General features: G+C 40.5%; 20 protein-coding genes. 12 read left to right on the top strand and 8 right to left on the bottom strand.

The annotated features are described in order from the left end of the window. Positions 1-309: 309 nt before the first annotated feature. Together ABLC00_RS05695 and ABLC00_RS05690 are read left to right on the top strand one after the other, a co-directional pair. Entirely contained in the window at positions 310-1,386 is a 1,077-nt protein-coding gene (locus ABLC00_RS05695; protein ID WP_033846196.1) for an aromatic ring-hydroxylating dioxygenase subunit alpha, read from the top strand. Positions 1,387-1,398: 12 nt separating this feature from the next. Then, positions 1,399-2,343 (top strand): PDR/VanB family oxidoreductase, encoded by a 945-nt coding sequence (locus tag ABLC00_RS05690; protein ID WP_033854453.1) that lies wholly within the window; start codon positions 1,399-1,401, stop codon positions 2,341-2,343. A 43-nt stretch (positions 2,344-2,386) separates the two neighbouring features. On the opposite strand, the gene ABLC00_RS05685 is transcribed toward ABLC00_RS05690, so the two are convergent. The 3 genes from ABLC00_RS05685 to mhpT all read right to left on the bottom strand — a co-directional run bounded on the left by ABLC00_RS05685 (position 2,387) and on the right by mhpT (position 4,947). Then, positions 2,387-3,079, bottom strand: coding sequence for a GntR family transcriptional regulator (locus ABLC00_RS05685; RefSeq protein ID WP_080631563.1), 693 nt, complete (start codon positions 3,077-3,079; stop codon positions 2,387-2,389). Between the two features lie 106 nt (positions 3,080-3,185). Beyond that, entirely contained in the window at positions 3,186-3,644 is a 459-nt protein-coding gene (locus ABLC00_RS05680) for a MarR family winged helix-turn-helix transcriptional regulator (RefSeq protein WP_000252463.1), read from the bottom strand. Positions 3,645-3,714: 70 nt separating this feature from the next. Next, the gene (mhpT, locus tag ABLC00_RS05675; protein ID WP_000411717.1) at positions 3,715-4,947 is read right to left on the bottom strand and encodes a 3-(3-hydroxy-phenyl)propionate transporter MhpT; all 1,233 of its coding nucleotides are present in this window, start codon (positions 4,945-4,947) and stop codon (positions 3,715-3,717) included. A gap of 247 nt (positions 4,948-5,194) precedes the next feature. On the opposite strand from mhpT, the gene ABLC00_RS05670 reads away from it, so the two are divergent. The 8 genes from ABLC00_RS05670 (at position 5,195) to ABLC00_RS05635 (ending at position 15,336) form a co-directional block, all read left to right on the top strand. Further along, positions 5,195-6,034 carry a p-hydroxycinnamoyl CoA hydratase/lyase gene (locus ABLC00_RS05670; RefSeq protein ID WP_002040868.1) on the top strand — a complete coding sequence of 280 codons (840 nt, stop codon included), beginning with the start codon at positions 5,195-5,197 and terminating at the stop codon, positions 6,032-6,034. A 37-nt stretch (positions 6,035-6,071) separates the two neighbouring features. Next, positions 6,072-7,523 carry an aldehyde dehydrogenase gene (locus tag ABLC00_RS05665; protein WP_004888087.1) on the top strand — a complete coding sequence of 484 codons (1,452 nt, stop codon included), beginning with the start codon at positions 6,072-6,074 and terminating at the stop codon, positions 7,521-7,523. Positions 7,524-7,605: 82 nt separating this feature from the next. Continuing rightward, positions 7,606-9,492 (top strand): feruloyl-CoA synthase, encoded by a 1,887-nt coding sequence (locus ABLC00_RS05660; RefSeq protein ID WP_170318184.1) that lies wholly within the window; start codon positions 7,606-7,608, stop codon positions 9,490-9,492. A 74-nt stretch (positions 9,493-9,566) separates the two neighbouring features. After that, positions 9,567-10,706, top strand: coding sequence for an acyl-CoA dehydrogenase family protein (locus ABLC00_RS05655; protein ID WP_004888089.1), 1,140 nt, complete (start codon positions 9,567-9,569; stop codon positions 10,704-10,706). An 81-nt stretch (positions 10,707-10,787) separates the two neighbouring features. Next, entirely contained in the window at positions 10,788-12,038 is a 1,251-nt protein-coding gene (locus ABLC00_RS05650; RefSeq protein ID WP_033846198.1) for an OprD family porin, read from the top strand. A gap of 79 nt (positions 12,039-12,117) precedes the next feature. Next, the gene (locus ABLC00_RS05645) at positions 12,118-12,507 is read left to right on the top strand and encodes a PaaI family thioesterase (protein WP_004702855.1); all 390 of its coding nucleotides are present in this window, start codon (positions 12,118-12,120) and stop codon (positions 12,505-12,507) included. Positions 12,508-12,540: 33 nt separating this feature from the next. Then, positions 12,541-14,292, top strand: coding sequence for a tannase/feruloyl esterase family alpha/beta hydrolase (locus tag ABLC00_RS05640; RefSeq protein ID WP_033846199.1), 1,752 nt, complete (start codon positions 12,541-12,543; stop codon positions 14,290-14,292). Between the two features lie 144 nt (positions 14,293-14,436). Beyond that, positions 14,437-15,336, top strand: a complete 900-nt coding sequence (locus tag ABLC00_RS05635) for a DMT family transporter (RefSeq protein ID WP_033846200.1) — start codon at positions 14,437-14,439, stop codon at positions 15,334-15,336. Positions 15,337-15,376: 40 nt separating this feature from the next. Here the strand turns inward: ABLC00_RS05635 and ABLC00_RS05630 are convergent, their stop codons facing one another. Then, the gene (locus tag ABLC00_RS05630; protein WP_033846201.1) at positions 15,377-15,817 is read right to left on the bottom strand and encodes a hypothetical protein; all 441 of its coding nucleotides are present in this window, start codon (positions 15,815-15,817) and stop codon (positions 15,377-15,379) included. 20 nt (positions 15,818-15,837) lie between these two features. Continuing rightward, entirely contained in the window at positions 15,838-16,908 is a 1,071-nt protein-coding gene (locus ABLC00_RS05625; RefSeq protein ID WP_033846202.1) for an AraC family transcriptional regulator, read from the bottom strand. A 129-nt stretch (positions 16,909-17,037) separates the two neighbouring features. Here ABLC00_RS05625 and ABLC00_RS05620 point away from each other — a divergent pair, with 129 nt between their 5' ends. Then, positions 17,038-18,498 (top strand): coniferyl aldehyde dehydrogenase, encoded by a 1,461-nt coding sequence (locus tag ABLC00_RS05620; RefSeq protein WP_033846203.1) that lies wholly within the window; start codon positions 17,038-17,040, stop codon positions 18,496-18,498. 71 nt (positions 18,499-18,569) lie between these two features. Here the strand turns inward: ABLC00_RS05620 and ABLC00_RS05615 are convergent, their stop codons facing one another. The 3 genes from ABLC00_RS05615 to ABLC00_RS05605 form a co-directional block, all read right to left on the bottom strand. Continuing rightward, positions 18,570-20,033: an amino acid permease gene (locus tag ABLC00_RS05615; protein WP_004709911.1), complete on the bottom strand. Its 1,464-nt coding sequence runs from the start codon at positions 20,031-20,033 to the stop codon at positions 18,570-18,572. A 332-nt stretch (positions 20,034-20,365) separates the two neighbouring features. Next, positions 20,366-21,460, bottom strand: a complete 1,095-nt coding sequence (gene astA, locus ABLC00_RS05610) for an arginine N-succinyltransferase (RefSeq protein WP_004888100.1) — start codon at positions 21,458-21,460, stop codon at positions 20,366-20,368. Next, the gene (locus ABLC00_RS05605) at positions 21,457-22,692 is read right to left on the bottom strand and encodes an aspartate aminotransferase family protein (protein WP_348941176.1); all 1,236 of its coding nucleotides are present in this window, start codon (positions 22,690-22,692) and stop codon (positions 21,457-21,459) included. The genes astA and ABLC00_RS05605 overlap by 4 nt, the downstream gene beginning before the upstream one ends. Positions 22,693-22,827: 135 nt before the next feature. Here ABLC00_RS05605 and ABLC00_RS05600 point away from each other — a divergent pair, with 135 nt between their 5' ends. Continuing rightward, entirely contained in the window at positions 22,828-23,250 is a 423-nt protein-coding gene (locus tag ABLC00_RS05600) for an Lrp/AsnC family transcriptional regulator (RefSeq protein WP_009501788.1), read from the top strand.

The following is a 23,250-nucleotide window of genomic DNA, read 5'->3' as shown; positions in this document are numbered from 1 at the left end:
CCATTAAATTAAATAGCTGAAAAATATAAGTATAATTTATTTAAAATTACAAATATGGATCCATAAAAATTTATCTATTTTCAATTTTACAACTCAAAGGATTTCTCCTTATCCCTCTTTTAACCCAATAAATATGGATCCAAATTAAACTTCAATGACCAAAACTTTTAAAAAATAAAAAAATCTGAATTAATATTAAAGATATAAACAATCAAGGAAAGTAATGTAAAAAAAGATCCTGCTTATCAATTGACCAATATTTTTATTTATTATAAATTGGATCCAATAAGTGATAAGGAGTCGTCACAAATGTTTATTAAAAATGCATGGTATGTAGCTTGCCGTCCAGAAGAAATCCAAGATAAACCATTAGGTCGCACCATCTGTGGTGAAAAAATCGTTTTTTATCGTGCTAAAGAAAACCAAGTTGCAGCTGTTGAAGATTTTTGTCCGCATCGTGGTGCCCCACTTTCACTGGGCTATGTCGAAGATGGCAACCTTGTCTGTGGTTACCATGGCTTAGTCATGGGCTGTGACGGAAAGACCGTTTCAATGCCAGCTCAGCGTGTAAATGGTTTCCCTTGCAATAAAGCATATGCAGTTGTTGAAAAGTTCGGCTTTATTTGGGTATGGCCAGGTGAAAAAGCTTTAGCAGATGAAGCAAAACTGCCAACTTTAGAATGGGCAGATCATCCCGAATGGAGCTATGGCGGAGGCCTGTTTCACATTCAGTGCGACTATCGCCTAATGATCGACAACCTAATGGATTTAACCCACGAAACCTATGTTCACTCAAGCAGTATTGGGCAAAAAGAAATTGATGAAGCCCTGCCAGTGACTAAAGTTGACGGTGACCATGTCATTACCGAACGCTATATGGAAAATGTGATTGCACCTCCATTTTGGCAAATGGCCCTTCGCGGCAATCATTTGGCAGATGATGTACCCGTTGACCGTTGGCAACGTTGCCACTTCTTTGCGCCAAGTAATGTTCACATTGAAGTAGGTGTAGCGCATGCCGGACATGGTGGTTATCACGCACCAAGTGACAAAAAAGTTTCCTCAATCGTGGTCGATTTTATTACGCCGGAAACTGAAACATCACATTGGTATTTCTGGGGAATGGCACGCAACTTCCAGCCAGATAATGCTGAACTCACCGATCAAATTCGTGAAGGCCAAGGCAAAATCTTTACTGAAGATTTAGAAATGCTGGAGCAACAGCAGCAAAACATTTTAAACAATCCACATCGTAAATTACTGATGCTCAATATCGACGCAGGCGGTGTCCAGTCCCGTAAGGTCATTGACCGACTACTTGCCGAAGAAAATAAAACGCCTCCTGAAACGTCCGCACAGAAGTTTCCAAATATTCGGATTATTTAAAGGAGCATGAACATGGACGTTATTATTCAAAAAATTCACCAGCTCACCCCGACTATTCGTGCGTTTGAATTGGTTGCAGCAAATGGTACGGAGCTGCCGAGTTTTGAAGCAGGTGCACATATTGACGTGCACCTGAAAAATGGCCTCACTCGCCAATATTCACTTTCAAATTGCTGTAGTGAAAAGCATCGTTATGTGATTGGTGTTTTACATGATGCCAATTCACGCGGTGGCTCACGTTGCATTCACACCGAATATCGTGAAGGCGATCATTTAAAAATTGGTGAACCTCGTAATTTATTTGAAATTCACCCTCAAACCAAACAAGCGGTTTTATTTGCGGGTGGTATTGGTATTACCCCTATTTTGTCGATGGCGTATCGGCTTAAGTCGGCCAATACTCCTTTCGAACTACACTATTTTGTTCGTAGTTATGAAATGATTGCCTTTTATGGCAATTTAACCGAGCACTTTGGTGACCAAGTCCATTTTCACATTCAAGACCAACCAGACACCGAATGTAATATGGCAGAGCCGTTGAGCCAAGCTTCACCTGATAAACACTTATATGTGTGTGGACCTACAGGGTTTATGCAGTTTGTCATGAATTCGGCCGAGCAAGCGGGTTGGCATAGTGAACAGTTACATCAAGAGCATTTTGTCGCTCAAAAAGTAGATACGTCTAACGATGAAGCTTTTACTATCGAAGTGAAAGGTACGGGCCGCCGAATTGAAGTATTACCAGAGCAGACTGCTACGGAAGCATTGATTGCGAATGGTTTTGATATTCCTGTTTCATGTGAGCAAGGTATTTGCGGCACATGTATTACCCGCGTTGTAGAAGGCACTCCAGATCATCGCGATATGTTTATGACCGATGAAGAACATGCTTTAAATGATCAGTTTACGCCCTGCTGCTCTCGTGCAAAAACTAAACATCTTGTGATTGAGCTTTAATACCCCGAGTTTCCTTTATTCAAAAATAAAGGAACTTTTCACTTTAAGCGCTGAGAACATTTCTTAGGGTTTCACCTAAAATCACCACACTACTGTGTTCGCGCATTAACGTTTCAGCACGCCCTGCCTGACGATTTACCAATGCATCGAAAATCGAACAATGCTGCAGATGTGCATAGTGCAATCGGCGATATTCCGACAAAGCTTGGTTCTGGTCATAAGTAATGGCTTGAGCAGAAGCCATCGGCAATTGATTGTTTTTCGCTAAGGCTTGGATGAGCGCAACGTTTTGCGCGCCTTCAATAATGGTGTCATGAAAGATGACATTAAAATGATGATAACGCTCTAGTTCAGCATCACCGAACTCGTCCTTTTCATTAAACAGTTTTTCAGTTTCCTGAATGCAATGTTGCAACGTCTTTTTCTGCTCTTCGCTTAAGCCTTGTTCTGCCAAAGTTTTCGCAGCCAATCCTTCCAGCACCCCTCGCACTTCAAGTGCGTCATGCACCAGTTTTCCGGAAATTTCACGAACCGTGTAACCACGAGTTGGATTTTTAATGAGGAGACCTTCTTGTTCGAGCAACCGAAAGGCTATACGAACAGGCTGGCGTGAAACGCCAAGTAACTCGGCAGTAGGAATCTCGGCAATTCTGGCACCGCCTTCAAGTTCCCCTGAAATAATCATTTTTCTTAGTTTTAGTAAAACTTGTTGTCCTGAAGACATTCGTTGCCACACATCATCAAAAACGTCACTTCGATGCTAGCAAGTTCATTTGCAAAATGAAATCAATTTTCTGTGTGAATCAGTACTTAGCAATTTATCTCAACCTAAACAAATACACTTATTTAAAATTTTTAAGATTATTGACCATAATATCGAGATTATTACGGATCAAATAAGCCAAGTTAATATCAATGCCTTCAAGCATTTTTTCTTCGACTTTTAAAACCACTTCATTGCATTTATTTAACTTTTCAATCCCGCTTTCGGTCAAGGTAATTAAAATACGGCGGCCATGTGTCGGATCCGGTTTTTTCTCAATCCAGCCATTCACCAGTAAATCTTGCAAAATTTTATTGGCAGATTGCGGCTTTATAAAAGAACGCTCAGCGAGCTTAGCATTAGATAAATTACTTTTTGAAGCTAAAACAGAAAGTGCGGTAAATTGCGGTAAGGTAATTTCAAGCTCTTTTAAATGTTCTGTTAAATGTTTACTAATAATTCGGTCAACACGAGCAATCATGTAACTTAACTTAGGCTCATCTTCTACTTTTTTTTGAACTAAATTCGAACGTACCATAACCTTTCAATCATCATAAGAAAATCTGTAGTGAAAGTATGAGGTTCTAACCCCATACTTTCGTTAAAACTTAGCGAGCACCTGAGCTTTGTACTAAATGTACAGGCTGTTTAGGTTTTTTGACAAGAAGTAATGCAGAGATCGCTGCAATTAAAATCACTGGAATACTTGAACCAATCACAATGGTCGAGCTTTGTCCAAGTGAAAGTAAAAAACCAGCCATTAAAGGCCCAGCAAATGAACCAATACGCCCGATTGCAACCGCTGCGCCAACTCCGGTTCCACGCATTTCGGTTGGATAATACATGGCAGCCAAACCATACAATGCCGATTGTCCACCCACAATGAATAAACCACAACCCACTGCCGAAAGTGCAAGTAAAGCAACGGTTGGAGAAATTGCTAAACAACAAAGCGAAAATAAAATACCGAGATAAATCAGCTTAATCACAAAACTCATGCGTAATTTATCAAGCAAGACGCCCATCAGAACCGAACCTAAAATTCCGCCAACGTTATAGCCCATCTGTACATAGTTTGCCTGTAGTTTTGATAATCCCTGCGCACCCATGAGTAACGGCAACCAGTTCAACAAAAAGTACAACACCACCAATGTGCAGAAAAAACTTATCCAAAGTTGAATGGTTGACATACGACGCTCTTTGGCAAATAAAACCTCAAAGAATGGCGTGGTTTGCTGTGCTTGAACTTTGCGTTGCAGGTAGTCATTTGACTCAGGTAAAAAGCGCATAATTAGTGGTATTAATAAAATAGGCGCAATCCCCCCGATATAGAAAATATGACGCCACTCTGCATCGCCTGCCAACGACATAGCAACCACCGATGTCAGTAAGCCACCAAAAGGAATGCCACTATACATCACACTAACCGCAGTACCTTTGTGCTGGTCAGGTACAGCTTCAGAAGCAAGTGTAATCATCATGGGTAGCGCCCCACCCATTCCCAAGCCGGTACAAAAACGAATGAGTAGTAACAGACTAAAATTGGCCGCATAGGCGGTTAGCAAAGACATAATTCCAAAAAGTAAGATACTAAAAATCAGAATTTTCTTACGCCCGACAATATCGGCAAACCGACCACCTAATATTGCGCCTGGGAGTGTTCCCAAAATTGCAGCACTAAATGCCCACGCCATCTGGGCATTATCCAACATAAACTCAGCCCGCATTCGTGGAGCGGCTACCCCCATTGATTGAAGATCAAAGCCTTCAAAAATTGCTATGGCAAAGCACAGTAGCAATGTGATTTTTGCCCTTGAAGGCTGTCCTGATATTTTTTCCATTGTGTTGTCCTTTATTGACTAGTCGTTCCATTTAGCCCTTTGTGTATTATTTTTAAACACACCAAAAATATCAGTTAAACTTATTAAAAAATCAACACATTTTTATTTAAAATTAATTTTTAAAATAATTAATATTTAAAATACAACAAATTATAAAATATTTATGAAATTTTCCAAAAAAGACTTGAATGTAAGTTTAACTGATATTAGATTAAATCCCAGAACAGCAAAAAATCATTCAAGGAGTATGAAGATGAGTTATGAAAACCGCTGGGAAACAGTAGATGTTAAAGTTGAAGATGGAATTGCATGGGTCACTTTAAACCGCCCTGAAAAGAAAAATGCCATGAGCCCAACCCTCAATCGTGAAATGATTGATGTGCTTGAAACACTAGAGCTTGATCAAAATGCCAAGGTTTTGGTTCTGACCGGTGCAGGTGACTCTTGGACAGCGGGTATGGATTTGAAGGAATATTTCCGTGAAGTCGACACTCAACCAGAAATTTTCCAAGAGCGTATTCGTCGTGACTCATGTCGCTGGCAGTGGCAACTTCTTCGTATGTATTCAAAACCAACGATTGCTATGGTTAACGGCTGGTGTTTCGGAGGCGGTTTCTCACCTTTAGTGGCGTGTGACCTAGCAATTGCAGCAGATGAAGCAACTTTCGGTTTATCTGAAATTAACTGGGGTATCCCACCGGGCAACCTTGTAAGCAAAGCAATGGCAGATACCGTAGGTCATCGTGCATCTTTGTATTACATCATGACGGGTAAAACTTTTAGCGGTAAAGAAGCCGAAACCATGGGCCTTGTGAACAAAAGTGTACCGCTTGCCCAATTAAAAGCAGAAGTAACTGAACTTGCAAATTGCTTACTCGAGAAAAACCCTGTGGTTCTTCGTACTGCTAAAAATGGCTTTAAGCGTTGCCGTGAACTGACATGGGACCAAAACGAAGATTACTTATATGCCAAGCTTGATCAATGTATCCACCGAGATACCGAGAATGGTCGCCAAGAAGGTTTGAAACAATTCTTAGATGAAAAATCAATTAAACCGGGTTTACAGAGTTATAAACGTACTGGTTAACTTTTGATTCTTTAATGGCAATGTAAGGACGCAACCCATGCAAAATGTACAGTTACTTATTCACGGTCAATCTGTTGATGCATCAAATCAGGCAACTTTTGAGCGTATTAGTCCAATTGATGGAACGGTGGCAACTAAAGCTGCTGCTGCAACACTCGAAGATGTTGATCGTGCAATCGATTCAGCGCAGCAAGCTTTTAAAGTATGGTCGAAACTCTCGCCTACCGAGCGCCGTTTACGCTTATTAAAAGCAGCCGATTTAATGGACCAAAAAACCGAGCAATTCATTCAAACTGGAATGCAAGAAACAGGTTCAACTGCAACATGGTATGGGTTTAACGTTCACCTTGCTGCCAACATGTTACGTGAAGCAGCAGCAATGACCACACAAATTGACGGAAGCCTGATTCCGTCAGATGTGCCGGGCAATCTTGCAATGGGTGTACGGGTTCCTTGCGGTGTCATTGTTGGCATTGCACCTTGGAATGCGCCTGTGATTTTGGCAACACGTGCGCTTGCCATGCCTTTGGCTTGTGGTAACACCGTTGTATTAAAAGCATCGGAAGCCTGCCCTGCAACACATCGTCTCATTGGTGAAGTGTTACATGAAGCAGGACTGGGTGAAGGTGTCGTGAATGTGATTACACATGCCGCCGAAGATGCCCCACAAATCGTGGAGCGCTTAGTGTCTCATCCAGCTGTGAAACGCATTAATTTTACCGGTTCAACCAAAGTCGGCAAAATTATTGCCGAGACTGCTGCTAAATATTTAAAACCTGTTTTGCTTGAACTTGGTGGTAAAGCCCCTGTTGTGGTTTTAAATGAGGCTGATATTAATGAAGCTGTAAATGCAGTCGCTTTTGGAGCATTCTTTAATCAGGGGCAAATTTGTATGTCGACCGAACGTGTTTTGGTTCAAGACAATATTGCCGACCAGTTTATTGAAAAACTGATTGAGAAAACCCGTTCCATTCGGGCAGGTAATCCAACCTCAAAAGACAATGTACTCGGTGTTTTAGAAAGTCGCCGCGCTGCAAACCGTATTCAACATTTGCTTGAAGATGCTCAAAACAAAGGGGCTGACTTACCTTTAGGTATCCATATTGAAGACACCACCATGCAACCGACGTTAGTGCTCAATATTAAACCTGACATGCTGCTTTACCGCGAAGAATCATTTGGCCCTGTATGCACAGTTCAACGTTTTTCAAGTATTGAAGAAGGTGTAGCACTGGCAAATGACAGCGAGTTCGGCCTTTCTTCAGCAGTGTTTAGCCAGAATATTTCACAGGCATTAGAAGTGGCTAAACAGATTGATTCGGGTATTTGTCATATTAACGGCGCAACCGTACATGACGAAGCTCAAATGCCATTTGGCGGAACAAAATCAAGTGGATACGGACGATTTGGTAGTAAAGCATCTATTGCCGAGTTTACCGATTTACGCTGGATTACCATTCAAACCCAATCACGTCATTACCCGATTTAGTCAGGCTAATGCGAATACCGACATATTAAATAAAAATTGTATGATGCAAAAAAATAAAGCGCAGTGATGCGCTTTCCATGGAGTGAAAGAAATGCAAATGAATGCCACTCAATCACAAGACCGCGAACGGTTCGTAAAATTAGGGCAACACGATATTCATTATCACTATAAAGATCAAACGCTCTATATCAGCCCAAAAGAGCAATTAAAACCGTATCCACAAAAACTGACAGATCGATTAATTCATTTTGCACAAACCAAACCCGACCATATTTTTGCAGCAAAACGCAATGCTCAAGGTGAATGGGTCAAACTAAGTTATGCAGAAGTTCTACAACGCGCATGGCACATTGCTCAAGCTTTGCATGACCGTAATTTAAGCCAAGAACGACCACTGGTTATTTTAAGTGGCAATGACCTCGAACATTTAACACTTTCTATGGGTGCCATGTTGGCGGGTGTGCCTTTCTCTGCTATTTCCCCTGCCTACTCTCTGATTTCTCAAGACTTTGGCAAACTCAAACATGTATTTGAAGTGCTAACACCTGGTATGGTTTATGCCAGCGATGGTCAGGCCTTTGCCAAAGCCATTCAAGCGTGTATTACATCCGACATTGAAGTGGTAACCAATAAAGGTATTGTAGGCGATCAGATCTGCACGTCTTTTCAGTCGCTGTTAGATACGCCAGTTTCAAATGTACAAGAGTTTTATCAAACCCTTGATGAAAACCAGATTGCCAAATTTCTGTTTACATCAGGTTCAACCAAATTGCCTAAAGCTGTACCGACCACGCATTTAATGTTGTGTGTTAATCAGCAAATGTTATTACAAACTTTCCCTGAGTTTGAAGAAACGCCGCCTGTCCTACTCGACTGGCTGTCTTGGCACCACACCTTTGGCGGCAGTCACAATGTCGGCATCGCGCTCTATAATGGCGGTACGATTTACATTGATGATGGCAAACCCGTTGCAGGAAAATTTGACGAAACCATTCGTAACCTCAAAGAAATTTCTCCAACAGTTTATTTAAATGTGCCAAAAGGCTGGGAAGAACTCACTGAAGCGTTAGAAAAAGATGAAGAATTAAGAGACCGCTTTTTTGCCAAAGTTAAAATTCTATTCTTTGCAGGTGCAGCGCTTTCAGAAGCGGGCTGGAACAGACTCGATAAAATTGCTCAGCAACATTGCGGTGAAAAAATTCGCATTATGAGCGGCTTAGGCATGACTGAAACTGCACCATCTTGTGCTTTCACAACTGGTCCACGCGTGATGGCTGGCTTTATTGGTTACCCTGCTCCGGGATGCGAAATCAAGCTAGTGCCATGTGGTGACAAACTTGAGTTTTGTGTTCGTGGCAAACATGTCATGAAAGGCTATTGGCGGTTAAAGGCAGACCAGCAGAGCACTATTTTTGATGATGAAGGCTTTTTCCATACAGGCGATGCTGTTCGTTTAGTCGACATCAATGATCCAACCAAAGGACTGATGTACGATGGACGAATTGCCGAAGACTTTAAACTCAATACGGGTACTTTTGTGAATGTGGGCACACTACGCAATAAAGTACTCATTCAAGGTAACTTACTGATTCAAGATGTCTGCATTACAGGTTCAAACCTGAATGCTATTGGTTTTTTGATTTTTCCAAAATTAGAAGCGTGTGCTCAATATGCTGGCCTTAAGCTTGGTGAACATTCTGCAATAGAGATATTGCAACACCCTAAAGTCCAGCAATGGTTCCGCCAATTTTTAACGACCTTTAATAAAGATGCGACTGGCAGCTCAAATACAGTCTCAATGCTTTATTTAATGACCGAGCCACCTCAACTCGATGCAGGCGAAGTAACCGATAAAGGCAACCTCAATCAAAGCAGTATTACCAAGCGTCGTGCTGCTTTAATTGATGAACTTTATCAAAAGCAGACTGATAACCCGCTGATTATTCGGGTGCCCACCTTAAAACAATAAGCAATTGAAATAAAAAAGGAAGCTCAAACTTCGGTTTGGGCCTTAGCCTCACTTTTGCCAAAAAAAGGTTCAACATGCTACACGATACAGAATTTGAACTATTTCGGGACAGCTATCGCAGGTTCTTAAAAGAACAGGTTGCTCCGTATTATGAACAATGGGAACACGAAGGCCTCATCCCACGTGATCTATGGCTTCGTCTTGGGGAAAATGGTTTTTTGTGTGTCGATGTGCCTGAGGAATATGGCGGCTATGGCGCTCCTGTTCATTACTCCCTCATGCTGGTTCAAGAAACTGCTCAAGCTGGCTTTGCGTCTTTGGCAGTTGCCATTGGTGGGCAAAATGAGCTGGTCTCTCCTTATCTACAAAATATTGGATCTGAAGAGCAAAAACGTTATTGGCTACCCAAAATGGTGACAGGTGAAGTCGTCACTGCAATTGCCATGACAGAGGCCAATGCTGGTTCAGACTTACAGGCTATACGCACTCAGGCCATTTTAGAAAATGACCAATATCGTGTGAATGGTTCAAAAACATTTATATCAAATGGCTTGCATGCCGACCTGATTGTTCTTGTAGCAAAAACCGATCCGCAAGCCAAAGCAAAAGGCATTTCGATTTTTTTAGTGGATGCTGCATTAGACGGCGTTAAAAAAGGTCGCTCTTTACAAAAAATCGGACTCCATGCCCAAGATACAGCCGAACTATTTTTTGATGATGTTTGTGTGCCTGCAACTCAGCGTTTGGGTGAAGAAGGACAAGGCTTTGCTTATTTAATGCAAGAGTTACCGCGTGAGCGTTTAAGCATTTCCATGATGGCTTTGGGGTCGATTTTAGGCGCCATCGAACTGACCAAAGACTATGTACTGGAGCGTAAAGCTTTCGGACAACCTTTAAGTCAAATGCAAAACACACGCTTTGTGCTGGCAAACGCGCAAATCAAAGCGAAAGCCGCCCAAGCCTTTGTAGATCAATGTGCGGCGCTGTATCAACAACACCAGTTAAGCGTGACTCAAGTTGCCGCACTGAAATGCTTTATTACCGATGTCCAATGTGAAGTGATTGACCAATTACTTCAGCTTTTCGGTGGCTACGGTTACATGCAGGAATACCCGATTTCACGCTTTTTTGTAGATGCGCGGGTACAAAAAATTTATGGGGGAACCAATGAAATTATGAAGGAAATCGTGGCCCGAGAACTGCTCGGAAAATAATTCGATTTAAAAACCGAATAAGACAGACACAACAACTATGCCTTGTTGAAAACAAAAAATGTTATTTCAGGAAGAAATGCTATGTCGAAATTATGGATGTACTCTACCCTTATGCTCTCAGGCTCGGTCTGGGCTGGCAGTTTTATTGATAATAGTTCAGTAGAACTCACCACACGAAATTTTTATTTTGACCGCGACTACCAAGAACAATCCGCTTACCCTGCTGCCAAGGACTGGACACAAGGGTTTATTCTTAAAGCCAATTCAGGCTATACCGAAGGAACCGTTGGTTTTGGGCTGGATGTACTTGCAACGGCAGGCTTTAAACTGGATGCCAGCGCAAAATACGCAGGTACAGGAAACTTACCTAGAGACACGCGTACCAATGAGCCTGCTGACTCTTATGGAGAAATTGGCGTCACAGCAAAAGCTAAAATGAGCCAGACCGAGCTACGCATCGGTACATTAATGCCAATGAACCCTGTTTTAGTGGCTTCACCTGCTCGTTTGCTTCCTCAAACCTATCGAGGAATTTCACTCACCAGTAAAGATATTAAAGATTTTGATTTACAGGCAGCTTACCTCGATAAAGTGAATCATCGTGATTCGACCAACTATGAAAAAATTAAAATTTCAGGCGTAAATGGACGATTTAAAAGTGCTGAAACTGATGGGCTTTATTACTTAGGTGGAAACTATCAGTTTAATCCTGCACTAAAACTCACCGCTTTTTACATGGATGTTGATAATCTTTATAACCAAACTATGGTCGGTGCATTACACCAATATAAAATTAATGATACGACCAATCTGAGTTCACAATTACGCTACTACCGCAGCCGAGACGACGGACAAGCAAAAGCAGGCTTAGTCGATAATGACCTTTACCATGCGCATTTCGAACTCAAACATCAAAACCATAAGTTTATTTTTGGAACTTTCCAACATCACGGCGATACCGCTTTCCCGTATTTGACTGGTGGTGAAACTGGACTCCTTATTGATACATGGCCGGGTGAATTTTTAAACCCAAAAGAAAAGGCCTATAGCTTCCGTTATGAATATGACTTTAAAGATTATGTACCGGGTTTACGTTTTATGACCCGTTACACCACAGGTCACAATATCTATGCACCCAACTTAGGCGGAACCAATCTAAAAGAGCGAGAAACAGACTTTGATTTAGGTTACACCCTTCAAAGTGGCTGGTTAAAAAATTTAGGGTTACGCGCGCGCTATGCCATTTATGACAACAACATGCTCTCTACAGCCAATATCAAACCTGTAAACGAAACCCGTCTCAACATCGACTACACATGGAAATTTAAATAATTAAAAACAGGAGGTTCTGTTACATATAGAACCTCTTTTTATTTTCGGGAAATAAATAATTCAGCATGGACCCTTCATTATGGATCAAAAAACTTTAGAACACTTACCGCCCATTCATCACCATTTGGGTGGACACAATATCCATTGGAATGACAAAAACACTGAACTCACCATCCACTACACAGCACTAGAAAGCTTTACCAATCCACGCGGCACCGTTGAAGGTGGCATGATCTGCGCCATGCTTGACGACGTGATGGGACTTTTTGCATATCTCGCCAATGACCATAAACCCGCCACCACCATCAACTTAACGATGGATTTTTTAAGGCCCTGTGCTGTGGGCGAAGTCATTACAAAATGCCGATTCATTAAACAAGGCAAAACTGTACTGAATCTCGAAAGTGAAGCTTGGCAAAACAACAAAATGATCGCACGAAGCACAGCTAATTTTCTGGTTTTAGATTAATTACAACCATTCATTCAATAAGGATATGAATAAATGAATTATACCAACAATAAACGAATTTTGACCCACTCCGCTTTAGTGCTTGCCATGCTTGGTTCTTTGGCAGGCTGTGGAAGTGATAATGATGACACATCGGCTCCTTCTACAAACAAACCACCGCAGTTGTCTCCTGCTGTTGGCGTAAAAATGACAGGAAGCTGTTCAAACTTACTCGGATTTCAATACAACAATACCGTTATTAGCTCAGCTACCCTTCAAGAAGCAGGCACATTGACTGTCGCCAACAAACCGATTGGTGCACATTGTTTGGTTAAAGGTTATATGGATCAACGGGTAAGCCCTGTTGATGGACAAGCCTATCAAATTGGTTTTGAAATGCGCTTACCAATAGACTGGAACGGCCGTTTCCTCTATCAAGGTAATGGCGGAACCGATGGCAATTTAGTCCCTGCAACAGGTCAGGTCGGCAGCGGCGGTCCACTCACCAATGCCCTGTATGATGGTTTTGCTGTTATTTCCTCCGACGCTGGACATAACGCTTCACAAAATCCAATGTTTGGTTTAGACCCTCAAGCTAGAATTAACTACGGCTATGGTGCAATTACCAAACTCACGCCTATGGCAAAAAACCTAATTAAAGCCGCCTATGGTAAATTGCCAGACCGCTCCTATGCAGGCGGTACATCTAATGGTGGGCGTCATGCCATGATTGCCGCAACCCGTTTGGGCGACCAATATGATGGAATTTTAGCAAGCACACCAGGTTTTCATTTACCTCGTGCAGCTGCAGCCCAACTCTACACCGCACAACAGCTTCGTCGTGTCGCAACAGATGAAAATGACTTAAGTACCGCCCTGACCCTTTCAGAGCGTAAAGTTTTAGCAAAAGCGATTTTAGATCGATGCGATGCTTTAGACGGTGTTGCAGATGGACTGGTTCAAGACGTTGAGGCTTGCCGTACAGCTTTTGATATTCACAAAGATGTACCCGTTTGCTCAAGCACAAGAGATGGCACCTGCCTAAGCACTGAACAAATTGATGTATTAGCCAATATTTACCGTGGTCCTGTAAATTCGGCTGGACAAGCCCTCTATGCAACCCAGCCTTTCGACCCCGGTTTAGTGGGAAGCAACTGGGCAAGCTGGAAATTCGAATCTTCGGTGGGAACAGCACGTGACCCCGTTGCTGTCGGCATCCTTTTTCAGGTTCCACCAGACCCAACTGTGACTCAAAACTCTAGACAATTTGCCTTTAATTTTAACTTCGATACCGACTATCCAAAACTCTCGGCAACCAATGATGTGTATACCGAAAGTTCGATGTCATTCATGATGCCACCTGACGAACTTAATCTAAATAAACTTCGTAATCACGGTGGAAAAATGATTGTGGTACAAGGCACAGCAGATGGCGTTTTCTCTGTAGATGACACCCAAAATTGGTACGATCAACTGTTACAACACTATAAAAATGATGCGAAAGGTACAGCGCCTGAATTTGCGCGTTTCTTTAGAGTTCCGGGCATGAACCATACCCGTGATGGCATTGCGACCGACCAATTTGATGCATTGACTGCTTTAGTTAACTGGGTGGAATATGGGCAAGCACCTGACAAAATTATTGCGACTGCACGCGGCGCAGGCAACCCAAGTGGTCAAATTAATACTGAGCTTCCACAAAACTGGGGGCCAGACCGCACTCGTCCACTTTGCCCTTACCCACTGATTGCTCGTTACAACGGTCAAGGTGATAGCGAAAAAGCTGAAAACTTTAGCTGTAAATAGCTCCCTAAAAATTAAAAGAGAGCTGACCTAGGCTCTCTTTTTTTATTCTAATAAGTATCACTATTGAATCATTATCAAATGATATTTCATCCAATGCCTGCATCACTGCTAAGATAACACCGAAAGTCAAAAACTCATTTCTCTATGCAAAATCAGACTGCTCCAAATCTCCCCTCTACACAACTTGGAAAAGCACTGCTTTGTCTTATGGCATCGGCATTATTATTTTCCATTATGGGAGTGTGCATTCGTTTTGCTTCGCAAACGGTAGACAACGCGACCGTCGTGTTTTTTAGAAATGCAGTCGGCTTATTTATTTTTATTCCGATGCTCTTTAAACAGGGTCTAGATTTTATTAAAACCGATAAACTCTGGATGCACACGTGGCGAAGTCTAGTTGGGTTAGCCGCCATGTATGGCTTTTTCTATGCGATTGCGAACTTAAAACTATCAAACGCTATGGTTTTTAGTTATTCATCTCCTATCTTTATTCCACTGATTGCATGGCTTTTCTTAAAAGAAAAAATTACCAAATCGATGATTTTTGCCGCTGTGATTGGTCTCATTGGGGTTTTATTTGTCGCTAAACCCGACCAAGGTCTATTTAACGCATTATCTTTTATTGGCTTGGGCGCCTGCTTTTTATCAGCAATGGCCTTTGTCACTGTAAGAGCTTTAACCAGTACAGAACCGCCTGAGCGTATTGTTTTTTACTTCTGTATTTTTGGTAGTTTAATTTCCTCTATTCCAATGTTCTGGCATTGGCGTATTTTCACTTGGCATGAACTAGCCCTGCTCATTGCCGCAGGACTTTTAGCAAACATTAGCCAACTGTTTATGTCTTATGCCTACAGCCTAGCCCCGGCAGGACAAATTGGCCCAATGAACTACATTGCTATTATTTTTGCAGGAATATGGGGATTTGTTTTTTGGCATGAATTACCGGATCTGTTTAGCATTATCGGTATATTTATTATTTTATTTGCCATTTTGCTCTGCAATCCATTTTTGCAGAAAAAGTTACTTTCTCGATTTAAGGTTTAGATATAACTCCTTCTAATATTAGTTTTATAACAATTGAAAACTAATTAATTGTTATAAATATTTCCTCATATTCAACCTCTTCAAAAACTCTAGCTCTGCCATGTGCATTTAATCCCTCATATTTAATTTTTGCATTCCACGAATCAACGATTTTTTGCGCGATTAATAAAGCCTGCTCCGCTGTCATCTCGTCATGTAGGCTGGTCAATTCTATGAGATTCATCCAAAATTGAGTTCTATTTATCTCTTCCATCTTTCGCAAATTATCAAATTTGACTTGATCAAACTCACTCGCTAAAAAAATATGATTTTCAATTATAAGGAAATCAGGAAAAACTAAATTTAGAATCTTAAAAAGTAAATCTACGGGGAGTTCTTTAATTTTAAAAATTGAGTAAATATATTCAATATCACCAAAGAAGTTTGGCTTATTTATATTTTTAAAACTTTCAAAACTTAAATCACCATCTTTTTCATCCATACAATTCAACCTATCACTATTTATAAAACTAATTTCTCACGATACTCATTTGGTGAAATGCCTGTCCAATGGCGATAGGCTTTTCTAAAATTAGAAGTATCTGAAAAGCCAATTCTCTCAGCAATTTCATCTATAGTTAAAGTTGTCTCTCGCAAATATTCATCAGCAAGACGGCGCCGAGTCTCATCTAACAATTCTTGATAGGTTAAATCAAAACCTGACAAGCGCCGGTGTAAAGTGCGTTTTGACATATGTAAGCGTTCAGCCATTTCTTGAGCCGACGGAAAAAGCCCCGTTCCATCCAATAATATTAAACGAATCGTTTTCACAAGCTCAGGCTCTTCAAGTTCAGCAGCACCTAGCATCCGCTCACAAAAGGACTTACACATGTCCGCAGTAATCGGGTTAGCATTTGGGCAAGGTACATCGAGCCATTTTAAATCAAAGTGCCATTGCATCACTCCAGCATTAAACTGAACGGGACAATGAAAAACTTTTTCATATTCTTCCGCATAGTCAGGCGCTGGATAGGGCAACAAAAGCTTCTTCGCTTGAAATGGTCCTTCAAGCACCCGTTCAATTAAAGTTTGCATGGAGCTGAACCAAAACTCGCACACCAAAGGCAGAAGCTTACCCAGTGCAATAATGTCCTGCCCTTCAAAAATGGCAACGTCATCTCGAATATAAAAAGACTTCTTTAAAATAGGCCCTGCAAGCTTAATGTGTCGAATGCCAAGCTCTACCGCTTGTCTAAAATTACGCGAAGAATATAGTGCGTAGCCATACACCCCAAAATCTGACAGTCGCTGCTTTTGACCTGCGCGCAGACCAATAAGTGGATCATTTGATAGCTTTTGAATATTTTGAAATAGCTGAATTTTTTGGACTTGAGAAATATATAAAGAAGGCTGATTTATAGCTTCTGGCAAAATATTTGTGCCCGACAGAACTTCTACTATTGAATGACCTTGCAGGCCCATTTCATCAAATAAACTGGTCAAACCCAGCAAATATGTATTCGAGCCTAAGGATGTATTATCATAGTTTCCTTCGATAATAGCATTTGCACTTTTATAAAGCTTTTTAGGCATTTAACTCACACCATCCCTAGAGTGACGTGCATAATGGCACTAAACTACCTCTTGTTGTCTCAATTTAACATCGACCATACAACGCTTCAAGCATAAAGTATGATAAGCAAAAGTATGGAAGGAATAATAATGGAACAGTCCACCTTAAAAGAATATAGCGGCTCTGCCACTGAACATATGGAACTTATTTTTTCCAAACAACGTGCCAATTTTGAGGCAGATCCCTACCCAAGCCTTGAAGCACGCCGCACAAAACTGCATCAACTCAAAAAACAAATTATTCGTTATCAAGATGCTTTAGCTACCGCGATTAATGCTGACTTTAGCTCAAGATCACTCGATGAATCTAAATTACTCGATTTACTTGGCTCTGTGTTGGAAGCCGATCATGCGATTCATCATTTACGTCGCTGGATGCGTCCAAGTAAACGCCGTACCGAGCTTTTATTTTTATCAAACCGTTTAAGTGTGCAATACCAACCTAAAGGTGTGGTTGGTGTGATTGTGCCTTGGAACTTCCCGGTTTATTTAGCACTTGGCCCACTCATTGCCGCGTTAGCTGCGGGCAACCGAGTCATGATTAAGCTGCCTGAAATTACCCCCAATACCAATGCCATGCTACGACGCATGCTTGTCGAAGTTTTCAATGAAGATGAAGTGGCGGTTTTTGGTGAAGAAATTACAGATCCTGCTAGATTTACCACTTTGCCATTTAACCACATTGTCTTTACTGGCTCTCCTGCCATTGGCAAAGTCGTCATGCGAGCTGCTGCTGAAAATTTAACACCTGTTACACTTGAGTTAGGTGGTAAATCACCTGCAATTGTAAGCCGTAATTACCCGCTTGCCGATGCAGCAAAACGTATTACCCATGGTAAAGCAACCAATAGTGGTCAAATCTGTGTAGCACCTGACTATGCATTGGTTCCTAAAGAAAGTATTAATGAGTTTGTAGATGCTGCAAAATCAAGCTTTATAAAAATGTTTGGTCAAAACATCACAAACAATGAAAATTACACATCGATTGTAAATGACCGCCATTTAAAACGTATTCAAGATATTTTGACCGATGCACAAGCAAAAGGTGCACGTGTTATTCCTTGTGATACTTACAGCTTTGACCAACAAGGTCGCAGAATGCCTGTACAGATTGTGCTGAATTGCACGCCAGACATGCGCATTATGAAAGAAGAACTTTTTGGCCCTATTTTACCTGTGGTTGCATATGATTCTTTAGATGATGCAATTACCTACGTGAAATCGGACGAACGACCTTTAGCACTTTATTGCTTTACACATAGTTCAGTAGAACGCGACCGAATTTTACGTGAAACTCATTCAGGTGGTGTGACCATCAATGACTGGGGTTGGCATGTAGTTAACCATGACGCTCCTTTTGGGGGTATCGGCAACTCAGGTATGGGGTCATATCATGGTGAAGAAGGTTTCCGTGAACTTTCACATGCAAAAACTGTATTTATCCGTCATCGATTTTTCCCGACCCAGCTTTTCCACCCTCCTTATGGAACATTCTTGCAAAAACTGGCAATTCGCTTTTTCTTGAAAAAAGGCGATCCAAATATTAAATAATAGATTATAAAAAAAGCCTCGTAATGAGGCTTTTTATTATTTTTTAAACAAATAAAATCACTACACTTTGTTTAAATATAATCAGCCTTTTGTGCTTTTAAAATATCAAGCTGCAACATCTTTTTCTTTTTATATTTATAGGCAATAAATAAACCAATAAACCAGATTGGTGAGCATTCAAGTGCAATTAAAGTGTCGTGATCTAAAGCTAAAATGACAATAGTAAATACTAAAAACAACATAGTCATCCATGCCATAAATAAACCACCAGGCATTTTATATTTTGATTGAATATGTAATTCTGGACTTTTCTTACGATAATAAATATATGACATCACAATCAGCATAAATGTAAAAATACATAAAATTGAAGTGAGCGCTGAAATAATCGTAAATGCCGTCATGACATTTGGAACAATAAATAAAATCGAGGTTCCCACTGTTACGCACGCCATTGAAAACACGAGTCCACGAATTGGAACTTTTCTTTTTGACAGCTTACTAAAGCTTTTAGGTGCATCGTTGTCTAATGCTAAACCGTATAACATACGACTGGTCGCAAAGATTCCACTGTTTGCAGAAGATAAAGCGGAAGTCGCAACAACAAAGTTAATTAAACCGGCTGCAATAGGTAAACCAACTAGAGTGAACATTTCTACAAAGGGACTTTTTTCCGGTGAAACTTTTGCCCAAGATGTAACTGCAATAATACAAACTAGTGCACCTACATAGAATAATAAAATACGTAAAGGAATAGAGTTGATGGCTTTTGGAAGTGAAGTATGCGGGTCTTTTGTTTCTGCGGCAGTTGTACCTACCAGCTCAATACCTACAAATGCAAAAATAGCAATTTGGAAGCCCGCCAAGAAACCTGTTACACCATATGGAAACATCGACTCTGTTTCAAATAAATGACTCACCGAAGCCTTGACCCCATTTGGAGAGGTAAATCCGGTACCAATTAAGTAAATACCCGCCAAAATAAATAAAATAATTGCGGTAATTTTGATGAGTGAGAACCAAAACTCCAGTTCACCAAACAAACGAACGGCCACAAAGTTGAGTATGGTTAATATGGCTAATGAAGTAAATGCAGGAATCCAAACGGGTAAATCAGGATACCAAAACTGCATGTACCCCCCGATCACAATTACATCGGCAATCGCTGTAATAATCCAGTTACACCAATAAGACCAACCGAGAAAAAAACCTGCCCATGGACCTAAATAAGCGGTTGCGAAATCGGCAAATGTTTTAAAGTTCGTATTTGCAAGCAATAACTCACCCATTGCTCGCATCACGAAGAAAAAGAAAAAGCCAATAATTAAATAGGTTAAAATAATTGAAGTACCGGAAACACTTAATGTTTTCCCGGAACCCATAAATAATCCGGTACCAATTGCACCGCCAATCGCAATCATTTGAATATGGCGATTTGTCAATGAGCGTTGCAATTTTTCCTCTTCTTGACCAGTCATATGTTGACTGCCAAGGAGGTCTCCTTCCAGGAACTGCTTTCCTTTATTATTACTCATGTAATATTAACTCCAATTTATAGCAACCGTTATAAATATGTTTTAATAATATGAGTTATGAGTTTCGCTTGAACCGAATAAATCATCCTACAAATATTATTAAAACCACTTATAATTTAGTAAATTCCATTTTTAAATCTTAAAATAGTTATTTAAAACAATAAAATATTAACCATAGAATTATCCCGTTATGCCTCATCATCTTAATCGATAAAAATGAACCTATAAGTCCCTTTCATTCTATTAAGATGATGTATATCCATATCAATTTTTTGACTCAGGGATAATATAGTATTCCACATGAAATTTGGTGAGTTATGAAAACTCACTGCCTAATTAACCACCATTTGCAAATACTGGGTATTTTCCGATCTATTTGCTGCTTTTGGTTTTGAATCCTGTTTAACATTAATACTCAAGACGCGGACTAATGCTCCATTTTCAACGTTCAGTTCTTGAGCCTGTTCGGCGCTTAGCTGTAGTTGTTCCTGATAAGGTGAGCTGTACACCACAATTGCCCGATAGTTTTCATAATCGTCATTAGCAACAATATAAGGCTCATCGCCTAAATTTAGACGAGTAGAGTCTACAACTTTGACTGCTAAAATCTGACTTTCTTTAATAGCGCGTAAATTTTCGATATCTGCCTGTAGCGTCGCGCCACCGTCAAAAATATCTATATAACCTTTATAACGAAGCCCTTCTTCAAGTAAAAGGTTGTAGGCTGGTCGAGTATTTGGATGAACCATACCAATTGCCGCTTTAGCATCGTCTGGCAACATATCGACATAGAGCGGATGTCTCGGCATCAGCTCGGCAATAAAAGCCTTTTGCCCTATTCCGCTTAAATAGTCCGCTTTGGTAAATTCAATATTAAAAAATTTATGGCCTACCGCATTCCAAAATGGTGATTGCCCATTTGCATCGGAATAACCACGCATTTCGGCAACAATGGTTTCTTCGAAATATTGACGAAATGCAGACAAGAACAAGAATCGTACTTTAGATAAAAATTTACCATTTTTATTTAAACGGTAGTCTGGATCTAAAAATAACGTACAAAGCTCGCTACAGTTGGTGTGGTCATTACTCAAATACAAAGTTGGTAAAGCGTTATAGACACTTAAAGGTTCCGAGGCATGCACTTGGGTGCCTACATGGAAATTGTACCAAGGCTCTTTTAAACCAAGCGCAACTTCAATACCGCAAACACCCACAACCTTATTCAGGTCGGTATCTTCTAAAACAAATAAATAAACCTGATCTGCTTTTGGTAATTCACCTGCTACTGTTTTACAAGCCCGTTCAATACGTGCAGCCAATTTTTCCATATTTGGCTGCAAAGATGTCAAACCAAAACCCGCTTTTTGAGCCAAAAGGTAAAGATCATTAACATCCTTAGGTTCAATGTAGCGAATAATCATCATGCTGCTTGTTCATCCTTTTGAATTTCTACAAAGCGAGCAATTGCACGTTCAAAACGTTTTAGACCTTCATCAATATCAGCAAAAGGAATAATTAACGATGGTGTAAAACGGACAACATTTGGACCAGCAATCAGACTTAATAAACCTTCCTCACCCGCAAGGTTATTAATATCTTTTGCTTTACCTGCAAATTTATCTTTTAAAACACAACCAAGAAGTAAACCTTCGCCACGAATTTTTTTAAAGACTTCGTATTTTTCATTTAATTGATTTAAAGCATTTTTATAGTAATCATGACGCTCTTTAACGCCATTAAGTACTTCTGGTGTATTAATAAACTCAAAGACTGCACCTGCAACTGCACTTGCCAGCGGGTTACCACCATAAGTCGTACCGTGTGTACCCACTGAAAAATGCGGCGCAAATTTATCAGTTGTTAACATTGCACCGACAGGGAAACCACCGCCCAATGCTTTTGCAGTAGTAAGCACATCTGGTGTAACACCGTAGTTCATGTAAGCATAAAGTGCACCTGTACGGCCGACACCTGTTTGCACTTCATCAAAAATAAGTAAGGCACCAAACTGATCACACAATGCACGTAAACCTTTTAAAAATTCGATATCAGCAGGAATTACCCCGCCCTCACCTTGTACAGGCTCTACAATTACTGCACAGGTTTGCTCATTAATAACTGCTTTAGCTGCTTCTAAATCATTATAAGCAACATGGCTAATGCCGTTTGGAAGTGGTGCAAAGTCTTGTGAATATTTTGGCTGACCACCAGCCGAAACGGTAAATAAAGTACGGCCGTGGAACGCGTTGTTAAATGCCACAATACCGCTTTTACCTGCGATACCGCTGTCAAGTCCAACTTTACGAGCAAGCTTTAATGCTGCTTCATTTGCTTCTGCACCTGAGTTACAGAAGAATACTTTGTCTGCAAATGTATTTTCAGTGAGTTGTTTAGCAAGACGCAGTACTGGTTCATTGGTATAACCATTGCCGACATGCCAAAGTTTTTTTGCTTGTTCTGTTAACGCATTGACTGCCACTGGATGCGCATGACCTAATGCATTTACTGCAATCCCGCCTGCAAAATCGATATATTCTTTATTTTCTTGATCCCAGATACGTGAACCTTCACCACGTACCGGAATAAAATTTGCCGGTGCAAATACTGGAACCATCCATTCGTTAAAGTCATTTCTGGAAACTGCAAAATTATTCATTGTGGCTTGCCCATCAAATTAAGATTATTAGGATTATCGATGGGTCTATTATTAAAAATCAAAATGACTCACAAAATTTGTAATTTAGTAAAAAATGAATTATTTTTTATCAATCTGATAATTGACAATGACATTATGGACAATATTGATCAAATTATTTTAGGTTTACTTAAAGATAACGCACGGATGTCTGTAACCGAGATAGCCGAAAAAGTTCATGTTTCAAGAGCAACGGTTAAAAAGAGAATGGAATATCTCGAGTCTTCCGGCATCATTACTGGATATACGGTTCGTTTTAAACCAAATGCTGAACGCAATGTCATCCGCGCATGGATGAGCATTATGGTCGAGGGTACTAAAGCACAGTCTGTGATTAAAGAACTACGTCTGGAAAGCGCGGTTGAATGTCTGCATAAAACTAACGGTAAATGGGATATTTTGGTCGAGCTACGCTCCGACACCTTAGAAAACTTTGATAAAGTTTTAGAAAGAATTAGAAATATTTCAGGTATTTACAATAGTGAAACTAGCATTTTGCTGGCGAGTCATAAGACCTAA

Source organism: Acinetobacter nosocomialis (assembly GCF_041021905.1).
GTDB lineage: Bacteria > Pseudomonadota > Gammaproteobacteria > Pseudomonadales > Moraxellaceae > Acinetobacter > Acinetobacter nosocomialis.
Note: the sequence above shows the minus strand (reverse complement) of the source record. Positions and strands in the feature narration are given on the sequence as shown.

Bases quoted from the DNA above. Each gene is read 5' to 3' on its own strand.
- ABLC00_RS05695 (WP_033846196.1), top strand. From the start codon at position 310: ATGTTTATTAAAAATGCATGGTATGTAGCTTGCCGTCCAGAAGAAATC.
- ABLC00_RS05690 (WP_033854453.1), top strand. From the start codon at position 1,399: ATGGACGTTATTATTCAAAAAATTCACCAGCTCACCCCGACTATTCGT.
- ABLC00_RS05680 (WP_000252463.1), bottom strand. From the start codon at position 3,644: ATGGTACGTTCGAATTTAGTTCAAAAAAAAGTAGAAGATGAGCCTAAG.
- mhpT (WP_000411717.1), bottom strand. From the start codon at position 4,947: ATGGAAAAAATATCAGGACAGCCTTCAAGGGCAAAAATCACATTGCTA.
- ABLC00_RS05670 (WP_002040868.1), top strand. From the start codon at position 5,195: ATGAAGATGAGTTATGAAAACCGCTGGGAAACAGTAGATGTTAAAGTT.
- ABLC00_RS05665 (WP_004888087.1), top strand. From the start codon at position 6,072: ATGCAAAATGTACAGTTACTTATTCACGGTCAATCTGTTGATGCATCA.
- ABLC00_RS05655 (WP_004888089.1), top strand. From the start codon at position 9,567: ATGCTACACGATACAGAATTTGAACTATTTCGGGACAGCTATCGCAGG.
- ABLC00_RS05650 (WP_033846198.1), top strand. From the start codon at position 10,788: ATGTCGAAATTATGGATGTACTCTACCCTTATGCTCTCAGGCTCGGTC.
- ABLC00_RS05645 (WP_004702855.1), top strand. From the start codon at position 12,118: ATGGATCAAAAAACTTTAGAACACTTACCGCCCATTCATCACCATTTG.
- ABLC00_RS05640 (WP_033846199.1), top strand. From the start codon at position 12,541: ATGAATTATACCAACAATAAACGAATTTTGACCCACTCCGCTTTAGTG.
- ABLC00_RS05635 (WP_033846200.1), top strand. From the start codon at position 14,437: ATGCAAAATCAGACTGCTCCAAATCTCCCCTCTACACAACTTGGAAAA.
- ABLC00_RS05630 (WP_033846201.1), bottom strand. From the start codon at position 15,817: ATGGATGAAAAAGATGGTGATTTAAGTTTTGAAAGTTTTAAAAATATA.
- ABLC00_RS05625 (WP_033846202.1), bottom strand. From the start codon at position 16,908: ATGCCTAAAAAGCTTTATAAAAGTGCAAATGCTATTATCGAAGGAAAC.
- ABLC00_RS05620 (WP_033846203.1), top strand. From the start codon at position 17,038: ATGGAACAGTCCACCTTAAAAGAATATAGCGGCTCTGCCACTGAACAT.
- ABLC00_RS05615 (WP_004709911.1), bottom strand. From the start codon at position 20,033: ATGAGTAATAATAAAGGAAAGCAGTTCCTGGAAGGAGACCTCCTTGGC.
- astA (WP_004888100.1), bottom strand. From the start codon at position 21,460: ATGATGATTATTCGCTACATTGAACCTAAGGATGTTAATGATCTTTAC.
- ABLC00_RS05605 (WP_348941176.1), bottom strand. From the start codon at position 22,692: ATGAATAATTTTGCAGTTTCCAGAAATGACTTTAACGAATGGATGGTT.
- ABLC00_RS05600 (WP_009501788.1), top strand. From the start codon at position 22,828: ATGGACAATATTGATCAAATTATTTTAGGTTTACTTAAAGATAACGCA.